We start from the raw sequence: 16987 nt of genomic DNA, 5'->3' as shown, positions 1-16987 counted from the left end.
CATTTATTAAACATTAACAAGATGAAACAACATACATTATTGTTCCTGTTACTGGTTGCCGCTTTTGCTTCATGCAAAAAATTCGAGGACTTCCAGATCAATCCGAACAATCCTACCATAGCGGACCCTTCGCTATTGCTGCCGGCTATTGAAAGAACGGCCTTTTCCACCATATCCGCAGATGCCGCCCTGGCTTCCAGGTACCTGGTGTATACACAAAGCGTGAGCAATTCCCAGTATTACGGATGGCAGCGCAGCGGCATGGGGTACGGCAATATCAGCCAGGTGGTGAAAATGGAACAGGAGGCCGCCCGTACCGGCAAGCAGAACTACCGGTACATCGGAAAGTTCTTTACTTCCTACTTCATTGTGAACATGACGCAGACCTTTGGCGATATTCCATATTCAAAAATGATGCAGTCTATCCGGTACAATAACGTGGTAGACACCGCCGCCATCAGGCCGGCTTATGACAAACAGCAGGATGTTTACCGCGGTGTGCTGGACGAGCTTAAAATTGCCAGCGACTCCCTGTCTGCCGCAGAGGTGGCCGTATCAGGAGACCTGGTGTATGCCGGCAATATCGAAAAATGGAAAAAACTGATCAATTCCTATACCTTACGGGTATTGATGAGCCTTTCCAAAAAGGAGGGAGACGCTGCATTGAACATCAAACAGCGGTTCAGCGAGATCGTATCCAACCCGGGCAAATATCCCTTGCTGGCGTCTAATGCGGACAACGGGCGGCTGCCTTATTATGACATCACCGGCAACCAGTACCCTTATTTCAACAACAACTCCATGAAAACGGATTATTACCTGGACAGTACGTTCGTGGATATTCTGCAGGAGCTGAAAGACCCGCGCCTCTTTGTTTTTGGCAAGCCCACCCCTTCCTCCGGCCTTCCGGTAAAAGATTTCAATGCCTACGACGGCCTGCGGGGCAGCGCTTCTCTGGCCCAGAATACCGCCAAGAGAGGCGCGGGCAACGCTTCCCAGATCAATGACCGGTATTCTTACCAGGCTATCAATGAGCCCAGCGTGCTCATGAGTTATGCCGAGCTGCAGTTCATACTGGCGGAGGCGGTGGTCCGCGGCTGGATCACCGGTGATGCCAACACCTACTACAAGAACGGTATCAGTGCTTCCCTGGAGTTCTCCAATTTCAACAGCGCGTATTCAGCTACCGAGATCAGCGATTATCTTGCCCAACCTGTTGTAACTTTACAGCCCGGCAGCGAGATCAGGCAGATCATCACCCAGAAGTATGTCAGCATGTTCATGAATACCGGCTGGCAACCGTTTTATGAGCAACGGCGTACGGGTTTTCCCGCCTTTGACGTAACCGGGTCAGGCATCCTGAACGGCGGCGTGGTGCCCAAACGCTGGATGTACCCCAATGATGAATTTACCAATAACCGGGTGAACGTGGAGAATGCCGTTAAAAGCCAGTATCCCGGCGGGGATGATATCAACGGTGTAATGTGGATCTTACAATAACAAGTATATGCAGATAACGATGAAGAAAGGATTTTTAATAGCAGTATGCTTCTCCTGTATAACAGGGTTGCAGGCGCAAAGAACGAAGAAGGCGGTATTTGTGATCGTGGACGGTATTGCTGCCGATGTGATCGAACAGCAGCCCACGCCCAACCTGGACAAAATTGCCAGGGCGGGCGGTTATACCCGGGCGTACGTAGGGGGTGAAAAAGGCGGGTATTCCCAAACGCCCACCATTTCCGCGGTAGGCTATAACAGCCTGCTGACCGGTACCTGGGTAAACAAACACAACGTGTGGGACAATGATATAGCCGCCCCTGACTATGACTACTGGACCATTTTCCGCTTCTTTAAAACACAATACCCGCAAAAGAAAGCGGCTATTTTTTCCAGCTGGCTGGACAACCGCACCAAGCTGGTGGGAGAGGGCCTGCCGACCACAGGCAATCTGCAGCTGGACTATCATTTCGACGGCCTGGAGCTGGACACGGTGAAGTATCCGCATGATAAGAAAAAGGAGTACATGCACCACATAGATGAAGCGGTGACGGATGAGGCCGCCCGCTACATCCGGCAGGAAGCGCCAGATCTCTCCTGGGTATACCTGGAATATACCGATGATATGGGCCACCGGTTCGGGGACAGCCCGGAGTACTTCCGCGCCGTAAACCTGATGGACAAACAAATGGGGCGCCTGTGGGAAGCCATCCGGTACAGGGAAAAACAATTCAGGGAAGACTGGGTGATCTACATCACTACCGACCATGGGCGCGACAGTGCCACCGGCAAACACCACGGCGGCCAATCAGACCGGGAGCGGAGTACCTGGATAGTTACCAACGCCAAGCAACTGAACAATTACTTCAAAACCGGCCACCCGGGCATTGTAGACATTATGCCCTCCATTGCCGGCTTTTTAGGCGTGCAGATACCCCGTGAGCAGTTGATGGAGGTAGACGGGATACCCCTCACAGGCGCCGTATCCGCTACTCACCCCGCCGCCAAACTGGAAAACGGGAAGATCAGGGTGACCTGGAAAGCCACCGGCCGGAAAGGGGATGCGAAGATATGGCTGGCCGCCGCTAACCAGTTCAAGGAAGGCGGCCGTGACCAGTATGAGCTGAAAGCTACCGTGCCTGTTGGTAAGGAGGAAGCGGTGATTGATGTGGATACTCCGTCTGCTATCTACAAAGTGGTGATCGAAACGCCGGATAATTTCCTCAACCGATGGATTGTGGTGAAATAGTGACTGAGAGATATTTGGAAAGGGGGGGCTGTCTCAAAAGTAATTTTTACCTGATCTTATTCAGGTACCTGATGGAGAGATTTTTCGTTTACGCGATTCTCAAGCCCATCAAATTACTTTTGAGACAGCCCCCTTTTGTTTTCTTCTGTAACTAAAGTAGCTGTACAGTAAAAGTATTCTTCAGAAATTTACAGAAAAGTGAAAACCATGAAGAAATATTTGAGAAATTGGGATGTTATGAGGATACTGCGGCTGATAGTGGGTATTTTTATTATTGTGCACGGCATCCAGGCAAAAGAGTGGTTGTTCATAGCATTAGGTGGGTTATTCTCATTAATGCCGTTGCTGAATATTGGCTGCGGTGCTTCTGGGTGCGCTACCGCCGTTCCAAGAAGCAATAAAAAAATAGAAGATACAACGTATGAAGAAGTTCATTAAAAAACATTTGCTTGTTATAATTGGTGTGGGTATTGGCGCAGTGGCCGGTTACCTCTATTGGGATTTTGTGGGCTGCAAGTCCGGCAGTTGCGCTATTACTTCAAAGCCATTGAACAGTACCGTGTATGGTGCTGTGATGGGCGGGCTTTTATTTTCTATATTCAGCACAGCAAAGAAGCAGAAAAATACTGCTAACGGGAGATGAGGCCGCAAAAATTTTGACGGCATTTTAGTTAAGTACGCGTAAAACCAATTTGCTAATACCTGATGCGATGTTCAACAGCATGAAACGATTGTCTATCCTTTTCGCCGCCGCTATCACCCTGCAAGCCTGCGCCGTCAGCAAAAACACCGCCGGCAGTGAAACCCCCGCAGTGGAAAAGATATGGGACCAGGCGCCGCACAACGCCTTTACAGACCTCCTCCGCTTTAATGACGCTTTTTATTGCGCGTTCCGCGAAGGCAGCGGGCACGTATCAGGCCCCGATGGCAAAGCCCGGGTACTCCGCTCCAAAGACAGTAAACAATGGGAGAGCGTGGCGCTGCTGGAAGTAAAAGACAGGGATGTGAGAGACCCCAAGCTGTCTGTTACGCCAGATGGCCGCGTGATGGTACTGATGGACGTGGAAGCGCATGAAGGTAAAAAGGTGATCAGCCGCAAGCCGCTGATATCCGTATCAGACGCATCCGGTACCACGTTCAGCACCCCGTGGGAATCCGTGGTAGACCCGGCCATCGCTTCCTGGTCTGACTGGGTATGGCGCCTTACCTGGCACCAGGGGACCGGTTATGCCATTCTCTACCAGGTGAACAAGATCTACCTCGTTAGCACGAATGACGGGCGCTATTTCCAGCACGTATCGCAAATTGAGGTAGACGGCGCTCCCAATGAATGCACCATCCGTTTTGACAAGAACGGCAATATGTACGTGTTGATACGGCGCGAGAAGGCAGACCAGGTGGGTATGATAGCCACGGCCACCGCACCCTACAAACAATGGCGGCTCTCGAAAATGGAACACCGGCTGGGTGGCCCCAACTTCCTTTTCCTCAATAATGAAACCCTGGTAATGGGTACCCGCCAGTACAAACCGAAAGTAAGCACCGTAGTGTATATAACAGACCTCAAAGGCCATGTGCGCAAAAGCATTCACGTGCCTAGCGCGGGAGACAACTCGTACCCCGGCATGCTGTTCTATAAAGGGAAGCTGTGGATGTCTTACTATTCTTCCCATGAAGGTAAAACATCCATTTACCTCGCTAAAATCCCGCTGAAACAATTGAAAGGCCGGTAACCTTATTGGTACCCCTATCATAAAAGGCTGCCCCCCCGCAAGGGAGCAGCCTTTTATGATAGGGGGCTAGCGTATTACCGGGCAGTTTTGCGGAGAATGGCCGTGCCGCTCACCTGGCCGCGTACCCGGTTGTGCTGGAAAACGGCGGCCTTGACGTTCACCGGCAGGTCTACCTCAAACGGCTGGCTGTATTGAGCAGAGGCGGCCGTAGGTTCGTTGCCGTTAGTGGTGTACCGGATGTTGGGCCGGTAACAGTCTGTTTGCAGCGTTACCAGTGCCTTGTTCCGCACGGAGTCTGTTTCTATTTTGAACATCACATTGTACGCGCTGGTGGCGTAGCCAATGCCTGCCTGATCGTACCGCAGGTACTGGCTTTCCATACGGCGGGTAAAATCTTCCCAGTTTTTCCGGCCGGCGCTGCTCCAGCCTGTTTCCGCCATGGCGGCGGCGCGGGGAAAGGTCATGTAATTCGATTTTTCAGGGCTGTGAATGAACTCGCACCATACGTTACCTTGCACGCCCAGGATGAATTTGGCTTCTTCCGCATTCAGCTCCGCCGGTACCGGCTCGTATTCATATACCTTCCGCAGCGGCAGAAAACCGCCAATGCAATAAGGCTCCAGGTAGGTTTCTCCCTGGTAATAATCGAAGTACATAAAATTGTTGGGGGTCATTACTACCGGATGAAGCAGCCGTGCCGCCTCAATACCGCCCTTGGTACCGCGCCAGGACATTACCGCCGCATTGGGCGCCAGGCCGCCTTCCAGTATCTCGTCCCAGCCAATAATGCGTTTGCCTTTGGTTTGCAGGAACTTTTCTATACGGGTAATGAAATAGCTCTGCAACTCATGCTCATCCTTGAGATTGTTGGCCTTGATGCGCTGCTGGCAGCGGTTGCAAGCCTTCCAGCGGTCTTTCGGGCATTCGTCTCCCCCAATGTGGATGGTCTCGCCGGGAAAGAGGGCGGCCACTTCCGTGAGCACGTCTTCCAGGAAGGCAAAGGTTTTGTCGTTGCCGGCGCAATACACATCTTTCTGAATGCCCCATTTGACCGGCATTTCAAACGGCCCGCCGGTGCAGGACAGCTCGGGGTAAGCAGCCAGCGCAGAGAGGCTGTGGCCGGGCATTTCAATTTCAGGTACTACGGTAATGAATTTGGACTGGGCATAGGCCACTACTTCCTTCACTTCTTCCTGCGTATAAAAACCGCCGTGGGGGTGGTCGTTCACCCGGTTATTGGTGAACTGCGTACCGTTGCGCCAGGCGCTCACAGCAGTGAGGCGGGGATACTTTTTGATCTCGATGCGCCAGCCATGATCTTCCGTAAGGTGCCAGTGGAAGGTATTGAGCTTGTGCATGGCCATGTAGTCTATATACTGCTTGATGTAGTCTACGGGATAATAATAACGCCCTACGTCCAGCATGAGACCGCGCCAGCCGAAGCGGGGTTTGTCCGCAATGGTGACTGCGGGCAGCACCGGGCTTTTGGACGGGCCCGCCGGCAGCAGTTGCAGGATGGTTTGCGCCGCGTAGAAAACACCGGCGGGTTTGGAAGCGCTGGCGGTGGCAAGGCCGGGCCTTACGGTCAGGCGGTAACCTTCATTGCCCAGGGTATCTGCCTGCAGCCGCAGCACAATGGCGTTTACCGGGGTCATTTTTCCCAGGGCGCCTACCGGCAATTGAAGGCCGCTTTGCCGGCGGATGCCCGCGGCCAGTTCTGTAGCCACGTGCTGAAGATCTTTGCTGCCAGCCTCCACCAGGATGCGCGTTTGCGGGGTGAGCGGAAAGCTGCCTTTGCCGGCCTGGATGTGGAGCGGGGCCGGAATAACGGAAAAAGACGTGTCTGCCGCCGGGGCCGCTATGGCGGTAGTGGCGGACAAGATGGCCAGGAACAACATCCTGAGGAGTTTGTTCATCTTCATGCTTTGGTTTTGAGAAGCGTTGATGGGCTGCCATCTGTTTCGAGGAAGCATGTACAGCCGGTTAAAAAGGGTTGTTTACTGTAGGCAGCGTACAAAATAGAAATTTATCCGGGATAATGAAAGTTTTTGGGGCGGCTCACAGGCGGTAAAGGGGGGGATACTTAATAAAATATTCGCTATATTTAGCGAATCCCTAAAACTTTCGGCGTACTTATGAGTGATGGAAAACGATTTAAAGATACCAAAGGCCCCCGTGGTCGCCTGGATGTATTGTTTATTGGGGTAGGCATTCTTTCATTGTTTTTCATTGGGATATTCACACTGGCCGGCAAGAACGTACTGCACATAGAAGAATGGTTCAACAGCAAGGATTTTATCAATTATTTTATCAGTGTGGTAGCAGGTTTTATTGTATCCATCCTCGCTACCTACTTTTGGGAGTGGTACAAGGTGCGGAGGGAGACAACGCTGGTGGGTTATATGCAGTCCATGGCACCGGCCAACTTGCTGAACATCTTTGTGAAGGACCTGGAGTTTTACCGCAAACGGCACCTGGAAAACTATAAAATAACCACATACATACACAAAACCGATAAACCGGGATTTTTCAGGATACGGAAGGAGATCTCCTATTTCAAATCCCTGCAGCACAAAAACACGCTCGATATAGAGTTTTTCAGGATCACGAATGAGAAGGAGCGGGAGGAAGGCAACAACAGGAACCGGAATTTCAGCTTTGTAGACCATGAGTTTGGTTATACTTTCGATGAAACGGATTTTGAACATTCCAATCTTACGAATGAAGATTATGTGCTGGAAAACGCCGAGGTAAGACTGAACCGGAGGCCGTTGAAGATGAAGCGGTCGGAGTTTAACCATTGTGTGCGTTATACGGCAGACGTGCCTATAAAGCTCAGGCCTTTGTCGGAATTTGTGGAAGTGTCTTTTGTTGTAGAATATTACCTGGAAAAGGACAGTTATATGAACTTCATTTTTGACCTGCCGGTAAAAGGCATGACCAGTGAGTTGATATATACAGAGGTGAGTGACGAAATATTCATTGGCGGCGCCTACTACCTCAGTTCAGACCGGGAGCACCCGCCGTTTGACCGCGGGGAAAATGACAAACTGTATCTCACGCACGATGGCTGGATACTCCCCAAAAGCTCCCTCGTTTACATCTGGTGGAAAAGGAACAAACCGGCCTGATCAGCCGTTTGCCTTCCGCCGGAAGGAGCAGAACAGGAAATTCTGGGTGGTATGGAACGGCGTGGTATGATCTTCCGTGATACATTTTATTTTTTCAAACCCCGCCTGCAAACGTTGGCCCAGGGTTTCTTCGTTATACTGTTGAATAGGCAGCCCGCTGCATTTCTCCGGCCCGCTGGTAGAAAAAGTGCCTATCACCGCGTGGCCGCCCTTTTTTACGTTACGTGTTATTGTATCCAGGTATTTTGATATCTGCTCTTCCGTGGTAAGGAAGTGAAAAGTAGCGCGGTCATGCCAGAGGTCGAACGCTGCGGCCGGTTCAAACGCCGTAACATCCTGCACCACCCACCTGATCCGGGAGGCCCTTTCGCCCAGCCGCGCTTTGACCCTGTCAAGCGCCACGGCCGATATATCCAGTACGGTGATGTTCTCAAAACCTTCGTTCAGCAGGAAATCCGCCAGCTTGCTGTCACCGCCGCCAACGTCTATGATACTGGCCGTTTTAGGAAGGTTGAAAGAGCGGATGAAATCAAGGGAGGTTTGCGGAACGTCTTGCGTCCAGCTTACTTCATCTGGCCTTTTGGTGGCATATACTGTTTCCCAGTGGTCTTTCCTGTTTTTCATACCGGCGTATCGTATTGTTTTAATGCAAGGTAAATCAAAACACAATTAATTCCTGACAAGCCGTACATCATCCACCCATACCTTGCTGCCCTTTGCCATTTTCCCGAAGTACAGCCCGATCCGGTACTGCCCGTTGCCCGCCGCTGCTGTAGACCGGAACTTTACTTCCTTCATCCCGGTCTCCGCCGTTATTTCCTCATCAATGATCTTCTCGAAAGCCCCGTCCGCCTTTTCCAGCCGGAGCATGAAACGCGCGGGCTGGTTAGATCTTGTTTTCAGCTCCAGGGTAAAGGTTTCCCCTTTTGTTACACGGAAGGGCCAGAACATGGCCATGGCGGCCGGCCTTTCTCCCGGCTGTACCACGCTGGCCAGCACCGATTTTTTCCCGGATAGGGGGGAGAGCGTATCAATGATGATCGTGCCCTGCACACCGTCGTTTTTCCTGACGTTCCAGCCGCCCAGGTTGTCGTCAAAAGTGCCGTTAACATTCCTGCGATATACCTGCAGGCGTTCGCCGTAGGGCCTTGTGTCCAGCGGAAAGGCGCCGATCTTTTTGGCCCAGGCCAGCCAGGCATCGTAGTACTCCTTCACCAGGGCCGGTTGTTCCCGGCTGAGATCGTGCATTTCGGAAGGGTCCGCTTCCATGTTGTACAACCGGAGGGACTGTTTGTTGAACTCCGTGTTTTCCGGTGTTTTGGCTACCAGTTTCCATGGGCCGTTGCGCAGGGCAATATTGGCCTCATGCTCCCAGAAAACGGGCCCCCTGTTATTGGTATGCCCGGTAAAATGAGGCTGCAGGCTTTTACCTTCCATAGGGTGAATGGCATGCCCGCGGTATTGGGCAGGGTAGCGGGCCCCGGCCACATCCACGCAGGTGGCCATAATGTCCGTAAGGTGACCGTATTCAGCTACAAATTGATTGTTCAGCTTTTTATCAATGCCGGCCGGCCAGTGTACAATGAGCGGGGTGGCTATGCCGCCTTCGTAGGTGTAGTGTTTGTATTCTTTAAAAGGCGTGCTGCTCAGGTTGGCCCAGTGAATGCGGTAGCTTTCGAAAGTATTGGCTTCGCCGGTAACGGCCTTGCTTTCTCCGCTGCTGATGAACTCCGCGCAGGCGCCGTTATCGCTCAGTATCATGATCAGCGTATTGTTGAGCTGGCCGTTTTTTTTCAGTACATCCACCATGCGGCCTATGCCCTGGTCCATGATATCTATCTGCGCGGCGTAGATGGCCATGCGGGTGGCCATTTCTTCCTGTTTTTCAGGCGTAAGGCTTGTCCAGGCAGGCACGGCCGTATCCCGGGGAGCAAGCGCCGCGGCTTTGGTTACAACGCCCATTTGCCGCTGGCGGTTAAACCGCTGCTGCCGGAGCGCGTCCCATCCTGCCCGGTATTTTTCCCTGTATTTGCTGATCACTGTCTGTGGTGCATGCAGCGGCCAGTGCGGCGCCGTATAGGCTACGTACAGGAAGAAGGGAGTGCCGTTCTTTTGCGCGAAATGATCTTTGAGGTACTGCACGCTGGTATCGCTGATGGCATCGGTCAGGTAGAAATTCTCGGGCGCCTTGTAACGTTCGTTGTTGCTGTACACAAAGGGCGTGAAATAATTGGCGCCGCCGGGAATGATGCCGAAGTACCTGTTGAAGCCCCGTTGTACCGGCCAGTTGTCCGTGATACCGCCTTCTATTTTCCGCTCGTTGGTAAGATGCCATTTGCCGGTCATATAGGTACGGTAGCCTGCTGATCGGAGTACTTCCGCAATGGTAACGCATTCATTGTTGAGATTGTCCTGGTAGGCGGGCGTTCCCAGGTCGGCCACGGCCATCCATCCCATGCCGGCCTGGTGAGGGTACAGGCCCGTCATCAGGGCGGCGCGGCTGGGGCAGCACCGGGCGGCGTTGTAAAACTGCCGGTACCGGAGACCGTTTTGGGCCAGCTGGTCAATGCGAGGGGTCTGTATTTCACCGCCATAGCTGCCGAGGTCGGAGTACCCCATATCGTCCGCCATGATCAGCAGGATGTTGGGTGGTTGCTGCGCGTGGCCCGCAACGGCAAATATTACGAGGACTAATGTGAAGAGGAGCAGTTTTTTCATTGAAAGGCATTTACGGTTCTCCCGGGTAGCGGGTACCTGGCATTCAGCATTAAATTAGTTTTTTTCTTGTAAACCTGTATGCAGGCCGCCGTTCTTCAGCAGCATTGGCGGCAGATAACAGGCGGATAACGTTTTTTATCCTTCCAACGCCACCGGTTGCCAACTCGTATTTGGCAGGCCGCGCCATATTGTTTAACTTACTACAGACCCCTCAATTAACAACCATGGAAAAGCTGCGTACATTCCCCTGCATTTTCCTGCTGGCCCTGGCGGCCTGTAACAATAACAACCGGGTGCCCACCGCGGCCACCATCTCCGCCATGAACCTCAAGCAGGGCAAAACGATCCTCTGTGGCCCGGCAGACAAACAGCTGGGCGCCGTTTCATTTGAGACCTCCTGTTCCGGGCAGGTAAAAGAAGACTTCAACATGGCGCTGGCCCTGCTGCATTCATTTGAATATGATGAGGCGGAGAAGGCCTTTGCCGCTATCATCCACAAGGAGCCTTCCTGCGCTATGGCGTACTGGGGCGTGGCCATGAGCAATTTTCACCCGCTGTGGTCCCCGCCGGGGAAGGAAGAGTTTGAAAAAGGAAGCAAGGCAGTGGCCATTGCACGGTCTGTTAGCGGAAAAACAAAAAGGGAAACCGACTACATCAACGCCATAGGAGAGTTTTACAAGGAAAACACCACGCACCGCAACCGTTGCATCAACTTTGAAAAGGCGATGGAAAAGCTGCACCGGCAATATCCGGAAGATAATGACGCGGCCGCGTTCTATGCCCTGGCCCTCAACAGCGCGGCAGACCCGGGAGATAAAACCTGCGCCAAACAGCGGAAAGCCGGAGAAGTGCTGGCTTCGCTGGGGGCGGACAGATCTTTCCACCCCGGCGTGATCCACTATATCATACACAGTTACGACTATCCCGCACTGGCCGCCATGGCGCTGCCGGCGGCGCAGAAATACGCTTCTGTGGCGCCCTCATCGGCGCATGCGCAGCATATGCCTTCGCACATTTTTGTAAGGCTGGGCCTCTGGAATGAAAGCATTTACGCCAACAAGGTGTCTGGCGCGGCCGCCAGGTGTTACGGGGAGAGCCTGGGCATAACGGACGGCCATTGGGACGAAGAGCTGCACAGCATGGACTACCTGGTATACTCCTACCTGCAGCAGGCAGATAACCAGCACGCCAAAGAGCAATACGATTACCTGCGCGGTATCCGGAAAATTTACCCGGAAACGCCCAAGGTAGTGTATGCCCTTGCGGCCATTCCGGCACGCTACGTGCTGGAAAACAGGATGTGGGCGGAAGCCGCCGTGCTGCAACCGCATACTGTAGCGGGCATTGACTGGGAGAAATACCCATGGGAAAATGCTATTGTCCATTTTACGCGGGCATTGGGCGCTGTTCACCTGGGCCAGTTGGAAACGGCCCGGGAGGAAGTGAGAACGCTGCACCGGCTGCATGATACGCTCGTCCGGAAAGAGGAAGCCTATAAAGCCAACCAGGTGGCCATACAGGTAAAAGCCGCGGAAGCCTGGGTGGCGCTGAAGGAAGGGAAGAACAGCGATGCGCTGCAATTGATGACAGCCGCCGCCACCATGGAAGAAACCACGCCCAAACCGCCGGTTACGCCGGGCGAAGTGGCGCCGGCCCGGGAGCTGCTGGGGGATATGCTGATGGCCATGAACAAACCGGCGGAAGCGCTGGAGGCTTATGAGATCAACCTGCGGGACCGGCCCAACCGGTTCAACGCGCTCTACAGCGCGGGGCTGGCGGCGGAAAGATCAGGTAACGCGGCCATGGCGCGTTCTTACTATACGCAATTGCTCAAAACCTCCCATGCAACAGGCGCCAGCCGTCCGGAACTGGCTGCGGCAAAGTTGTTCCTGGAAAAGAACAAGGCATTGGCGGTTAAAATGTGATATTGTTTGCCACGGTAAGCACGGTCCGTCATAAAAAAGACCGCTCTGCTTTGCGCAGGCCCTGGGAGCAGAACATTCCGGGAGCGCATTGGCAGGGCGGCCTTTTTCAATGCGGGCGCCCTGTTCATCACGTCCGTATCTCCCGCCGCATAAACAGGTAATAAGACAATGCAAAACACACTACCGTGGCCGCAATAAGCCCGCTTACCTGCGGCCATACCACCAGCAGGCTTTCCCGCACGGAAATAGGGGCGGGAATGGCGCCGGCCATCTGCTCCATGGTGAGCGGCCCAAGGCTGCGTACAGAGGGCATCAGCAGGGTAGTGGTGGCATCTGTGAACAGCTGGCTGGGCACAAAGCGCAGAACGGTGAGGATGATGTTATTGTAGGAAATGATCTGGCTTTCCGTCAATGTATTGGGATCCGGCAATACGGCCTTGATGATGATGTTCACCAGTATCTGGTAAAACACCGTAAAGAACAGCCAGATGGCTATGGCCGTCAGCGCAGAGGTGGCGGTTTGCCGGAACCTGACAGACAGCAGGATGGACAGGTTGAGCCAGAAGGCAACATAGATGATGCTTAATACTGTAAAACACAGGATGCGCACCAGCTCGGACGGTTCTATTTTCACCCCGGTAATCATGAGGCCGCCGCCCGTCATCAGCAGGCTGAGAGACAGGAAGAGCGTGCTGATCACGATCAGCGAGGCGGTGAATTTGGCGTTGATCAGCGAATCCCGGTAAACAGGCTGCGCCATAAGGCGTACCAGCGTGCCGTTAGACTGCTCTGAATTGATAGCGTCAAACCCCATGGCAATGCCCAGCAAAGGCCCCAGAAAACTGATGAACACATGAAAGGGCGGCAGGGTGCCGTCTGTAATGGTCAGCAGTTTGAGGTAGAGGAACAGCCGGTCAGGATCTGCGGCGTTGGCCGTTGCCTGCCGGAGGTTGGAAAGGGACACGTACATGGAACCAAGGAAAGTAAGCAGTATCAGTCCCGCCAGTACAATAAACCGCCAGCTCCGCACCTGGTCGGATACTTCCTTGCGCACCATCACTGAATAAGGAGAGGCGCTAGCGTTTTTTGTACCTGCCGAGAAAAGACCGTTGAAATAGGCCAGTTGACTTTTCATTGGTGATATCTTCCTTTAAGTTGTTTTCAAAATAACGGTGATAGATCTCGTCCAGCCCGTAGGTTTTTTTGTGTACACCCGTTACATCAAGACCTTTGGCTACAAAGCAGCGCACAATATCTGGCGTGATGTCTTCCCCGCCGGAGACCTCCACCGCGTTGGCGGCGCCGGTCACTGTTTTTACGCCGGGCAGCTGCAGCAGCTCCTTTTCCAGCGCTTCACGCTGCGGTACGTCTGTTCTCAGCGTTACTTCCACCACCCAGGGCGCGGCGTTGAACAGGTTGGCGGCCAGCTTTTCCACATTGCCTTCCGCCAGCAGTTGCCCGCCTACAAAAATGCCAACGCGGTTGCAGACCTGCTGCACCTGGTGCAGGTGGTGGGAAGACAGCAATATGGTGAGGCCCTGGCGCTGGTTCAGCTGCCGCAGCAGCTCCAGGAAGTCTCGCACGCCCGCGGGGTCTATGCCCAGGGTAGGCTCGTCAAGGATGATCACTTCCGGTTGCTTGATGAGCACATCTGCCAGGCCCAGCCGCTGTTTCATACCGCGGGAGAAGGCGCCGGCCTTTTTGTGGATGGCAGCTTCCAGCCCCACTTCCACCAGCATCTGGCGGGAGCGCTCCTGCACTTCCGCTTCCGGGATGCCGTTGAGCCGGGCAATGTAGGAGAGGTTTTCCAGCGCCGTGAGATCGTTATAGAACCCTACGTTGTCCGGCAGGTACCCTACTTTCCGTTTTACGGGAATGGGGTTGCGGGTGGCATTGAGGCCGCAGATGCGCGCTTCGCCGGCATCCGGCTCCGTAAGGCCCAGCAGCATGAGTATCGTGGTAGACTTGCCGGCGCCGTTGGGGCCCAGCAAGCCGAATATTTCGCCTTTTGCGATGGACAGGTGTAGGTTATCCACGGCCTTGAGGGAGCCGTAGCGTTTGGTCAGCCCATGCATTTCAATAATTGGTGATTCCATAGCGCATTACCTCCTGCCATATTTACGGATGAGGTAATAAACGGCGCCCAGTGCCGCCAGTATCACCAGCAGGCCCAGCCAGCCGGTGAGCACGGAGGTCTTGACCGTCATCCGGAAAGAGGCGCTTGATGTAGCGTTGGCGTTCTTGGCGGTGAAGTTGGTCACGTAATCCCCGGCAATGGTCTTGTCGGGCACGTTCAGCGTGGCGGTCACTTCCGCGTCTTTACCGGGGTCAAGCCGGGCAATGGCAGACGGGGCAAAGGTAGCTTCCCATTGCGGGGGCGCCTGCGCGGAAAGGTCTATGTTCTCCAGCACCATAGTGCCGGTATTTTTCACCTGCAGGCGGATCTCCTTGCGGCGGCCTTCGGTAACGTCTGCGCTGAGGCGGCCGGTGGGCGTGGTCAGCGTAAGGCCGTAGGAGCCTTTTACCACGGCTTCCAGGTCGAGCTTCAGCGAGTCCGCGCTGGCAACGGCGCGCACGGGAATGGGATATTTGCCCGGTTTCACGTCTATGGCGGGATGAACATCTATGATGATGTCATATCCTTTCTGCGGTTCCATGCTGAGCGAGGTAACCTGTATGCCCTCTACCTTGAAGGAGACGTTCCAGCCCGGGGGAACGGCGGCGGATAGCTGGTAGATGCGCGGGGAAGATGCCACGTTCTGCAGCCGCGCATTGTAGGTGAAAGTGGCGTTGCCCGCGGCCTCAATGTTCATCAGCCGCACCGTGAAGGGCGGGGAAGAAGGGCTGTTGGTCTGGGCCATGCCCTGCCGGGCAAATAAGAAGATCGATAAAGCAAAACAAAACAAATAGCCCGGATACAGTTTAATCCGGCGTTGACGTTTTTCGTAACTGGCTGACATTGCTGGTTAGATTAATAAATGATAATTATATTCCGGTTGAAATAATACCTACCTATTTACCTTTCCGTTAAGCAAAGGAGATGCGGAACTTTTTTAGTTCCAGCGGCGGCCAAGTTAAAAAGAAAGAGAAATAAAAAGTGTAAAAAAAATGTGAAAGTTTTTAGTGTTGCACTCACACTTTTTCTTAAAACAGGTGGGGAGGCCGGTGGAAAAGTTCACTAAAACAACCGTTCATTTTGTTCATTCCCGGAACAACCGTTCATTTTCCGTTCATTCTCTGACCCCTACATCAAAATCCGCGTTTTTACTCGTGCTTTGCAGGAACAGTAACCCGAGGGGCAGGCAGCGGCCCCTTGTTCATGAGAAATCCCTGTACTGAATGATGCCGTGTCCTGTAATGCATAACCAAACTTTCTTGCGGAGTTGTTCCGGCAGGGTGTTGCGGCTCCTTCTTCTCCTATTACTGATATTTTTAATTTCTGGCGAAGCATTGTATGCCCAATGCACGCGGCAGGAGCGGTTGTACGCGTCCGCCACGGCATCCACCGGCAATGTTGCGGATGAAGGCAATGCGGTAGATGATCTGGTGAACAGTGCTTCTACCATCAGCGCCACACTGGTATTTACCAGCACCCAGTACCTCCGGTTCAGTGAACGTATTGCCGGCGGTACGCCGGTGACCATAAAATTGACGGCCCCTTCCGGAGGCATTGGCGTGCTTTCCAACCTGACGCTGCAGGCCTATACGGAATCCGCCCCCGGTGTAAGAACGAACGCGGGCGCCGCGGTAGTAGATGCTTCCCTGCTCAGTGTGCTGACAGCCTCAGGCGGTATGGAATATACTTTCACGCCCAAAACAGGCGCGGGAGCCAATGTGGATTACGACGGGGTCTCCGTGAAACTGGGCGGAGTGAACCTGACTACTGTCAGCATGTCTGTTTACCATGCCTTTGTGATGAAGAACGCAACGGCAGACGTTTCCTGCAACCAGGTGATAGACTATTTATACGGCGTAAAGGCTGCGGCCGTCAACCTGCTCACCTTTGCCAACAAGGTAGAGGAACCGGAAAAAGCGTTTGACGGGGACCTGGCTTCTTACGCCGCCTTGAAAACCGCCGTGGGGGTGCTTACCGGCTTGTACGAAACCGTGATCTTTAAAACGCCTTCCCAACCCGGGGATTCGCTGCGTATTATTCTGAAAGACCTCAACAATCCCGTGCTCACGCTTGCCCTGCTGAACGGCTTCAGCGTGCAGCCCTACCTTGGTCAAACACCCGCTGGCAGCCCGCTTACCGGTGCTTCCACCCTGCTCAACCTCCGGTTGCTGGAGGGAGGAACAGAACAGCAATATGTATTGACCGCCGCCATACCAGACCCCTTTGACCGCGTGGAGATCATTGTGGCCGGCCTGGCCGGCGTAGCGCGTGAGCTGCGCATATATGACGTGACCCGTATAGCACGGGAGCCGGATTTCAACTTTACCGTAAGCGGGCAGCCGGGTAGCAGCCCGGTGTGCATCACAAAGGTGAACAACGTGTTGTACACCATTACCGGTGCGGAAAGCTGCGCTGCTTACCGCTGGTATGGAGCAGACAATACGCTGCTGGCATCAGGCCCTTCATTTACGCCCACCGTTACTACCGCCGGTACTTATACCTACTACGTGGCCGCCCAGCGTACGGGCTGCACCAACGTGGAAACAAAAAAACAATTATCGCTCACCGTGGGCGCCCTGCCGGGGCCGCCCACCCTCACCATTCAAACTAATCCTTAA

14 protein-coding genes are annotated in these 16987 nt (G+C 53.7%); 8 read left to right on the top strand and 6 right to left on the bottom strand.

The window, feature by feature from the left end:
- Positions 1–21 precede the first annotated feature (21 nt).
- The 5 genes from D3A97_RS24570 (at position 22) to D3A97_RS24550 (ending at position 4479) form a co-directional block, all read left to right on the top strand.
- Positions 22–1500 carry a SusD/RagB family nutrient-binding outer membrane lipoprotein gene (locus tag D3A97_RS24570; RefSeq protein ID WP_119081217.1) on the top strand — a complete coding sequence of 493 codons (1479 nt, stop codon included), beginning with the start codon at positions 22–24 and terminating at the stop codon, positions 1498–1500.
- Positions 1501–1507: 7 nt separating this feature from the next.
- Positions 1508–2746 (top strand): alkaline phosphatase family protein, encoded by a 1239-nt coding sequence (locus D3A97_RS24565; protein WP_232826073.1) that lies wholly within the window; start codon positions 1508–1510, stop codon positions 2744–2746.
- A 207-nt stretch (positions 2747–2953) separates the two neighbouring features.
- Positions 2954–3184, top strand: coding sequence for a hypothetical protein (locus tag D3A97_RS24560; RefSeq protein WP_119081215.1), 231 nt, complete (start codon positions 2954–2956; stop codon positions 3182–3184).
- Entirely contained in the window at positions 3168–3389 is a 222-nt protein-coding gene (locus tag D3A97_RS24555) for a DUF6132 family protein (protein WP_119081214.1), read from the top strand. The genes D3A97_RS24560 and D3A97_RS24555 overlap by 17 nt, the downstream gene beginning before the upstream one ends.
- Before the next feature lie 79 nt (positions 3390–3468).
- Positions 3469–4479: a hypothetical protein gene (locus D3A97_RS24550; protein ID WP_157986751.1), complete on the top strand. Its 1011-nt coding sequence runs from the start codon at positions 3469–3471 to the stop codon at positions 4477–4479.
- Between the two features lie 74 nt (positions 4480–4553).
- Here the strand turns inward: D3A97_RS24550 and D3A97_RS24545 are convergent, their stop codons facing one another.
- Positions 4554–6395, bottom strand: a complete 1842-nt coding sequence (locus D3A97_RS24545) for a beta-N-acetylhexosaminidase (protein WP_198674167.1) — start codon at positions 6393–6395, stop codon at positions 4554–4556.
- A gap of 219 nt (positions 6396–6614) precedes the next feature.
- Between D3A97_RS24545 and D3A97_RS24540 the strand changes: the two genes are divergently transcribed.
- Entirely contained in the window at positions 6615–7610 is a 996-nt protein-coding gene (locus D3A97_RS24540; protein ID WP_157986750.1) for a hypothetical protein, read from the top strand.
- Here the strand turns inward: D3A97_RS24540 and D3A97_RS24535 are convergent, their stop codons facing one another.
- Both D3A97_RS24535 and D3A97_RS24530 read right to left on the bottom strand, forming a co-directional pair.
- Positions 7611–8234 (bottom strand): class I SAM-dependent methyltransferase, encoded by a 624-nt coding sequence (locus tag D3A97_RS24535; RefSeq protein WP_119081211.1) that lies wholly within the window; start codon positions 8232–8234, stop codon positions 7611–7613. It abuts the gene before it with no gap.
- Positions 8235–8279: 45 nt separating this feature from the next.
- The gene (locus D3A97_RS24530) at positions 8280–10328 is read right to left on the bottom strand and encodes an arylsulfatase (RefSeq protein WP_119081210.1); all 2049 of its coding nucleotides are present in this window, start codon (positions 10326–10328) and stop codon (positions 8280–8282) included.
- Between the two features lie 224 nt (positions 10329–10552).
- Between D3A97_RS24530 and D3A97_RS24525 the strand changes: the two genes are divergently transcribed.
- Positions 10553–12253, top strand: a complete 1701-nt coding sequence (locus D3A97_RS24525) for a tetratricopeptide repeat protein (protein ID WP_119081209.1) — start codon at positions 10553–10555, stop codon at positions 12251–12253.
- A gap of 127 nt (positions 12254–12380) precedes the next feature.
- On the opposite strand, the gene D3A97_RS24520 is transcribed toward D3A97_RS24525, so the two are convergent.
- Genes D3A97_RS24520 through D3A97_RS24510 form a run of 3 tightly spaced genes read right to left on the bottom strand, consistent with a single transcriptional unit; the run spans position 12381 to position 15114 of the window.
- A complete protein-coding gene (locus tag D3A97_RS24520) occupies positions 12381–13388 on the bottom strand; it encodes an ABC transporter permease (RefSeq protein WP_119081208.1) in 1008 nt (335 codons plus the stop codon).
- The gene (locus D3A97_RS24515) at positions 13330–14349 is read right to left on the bottom strand and encodes an ABC transporter ATP-binding protein (protein WP_119081207.1); all 1020 of its coding nucleotides are present in this window, start codon (positions 14347–14349) and stop codon (positions 13330–13332) included. Before D3A97_RS24515 ends, D3A97_RS24520 begins: the two co-directional genes overlap by 59 nt.
- Before the next feature lie 6 nt (positions 14350–14355).
- Positions 14356–15114, bottom strand: a complete 759-nt coding sequence (locus D3A97_RS24510; protein WP_198674166.1) for a COG1470 family protein — start codon at positions 15112–15114, stop codon at positions 14356–14358.
- Positions 15115–15703: 589 nt separating this feature from the next.
- Between D3A97_RS24510 and D3A97_RS24505 the strand changes: the two genes are divergently transcribed.
- The gene (locus D3A97_RS24505; RefSeq protein WP_119081205.1) at positions 15704–16987 is read left to right on the top strand and encodes an immunoglobulin domain-containing protein; all 1284 of its coding nucleotides are present in this window, start codon (positions 15704–15706) and stop codon (positions 16985–16987) included.

Origin of the sequence: Chitinophaga alhagiae (genome assembly GCF_003568665.1) — a bacterium.
Taxonomy (GTDB): Bacteria; Bacteroidota; Bacteroidia; order Chitinophagales; family Chitinophagaceae; genus Chitinophaga; species Chitinophaga alhagiae.
The sequence above is the reverse complement of the archived record's forward strand: the minus strand, read 5'-3'. Positions and strand labels throughout refer to the sequence as shown.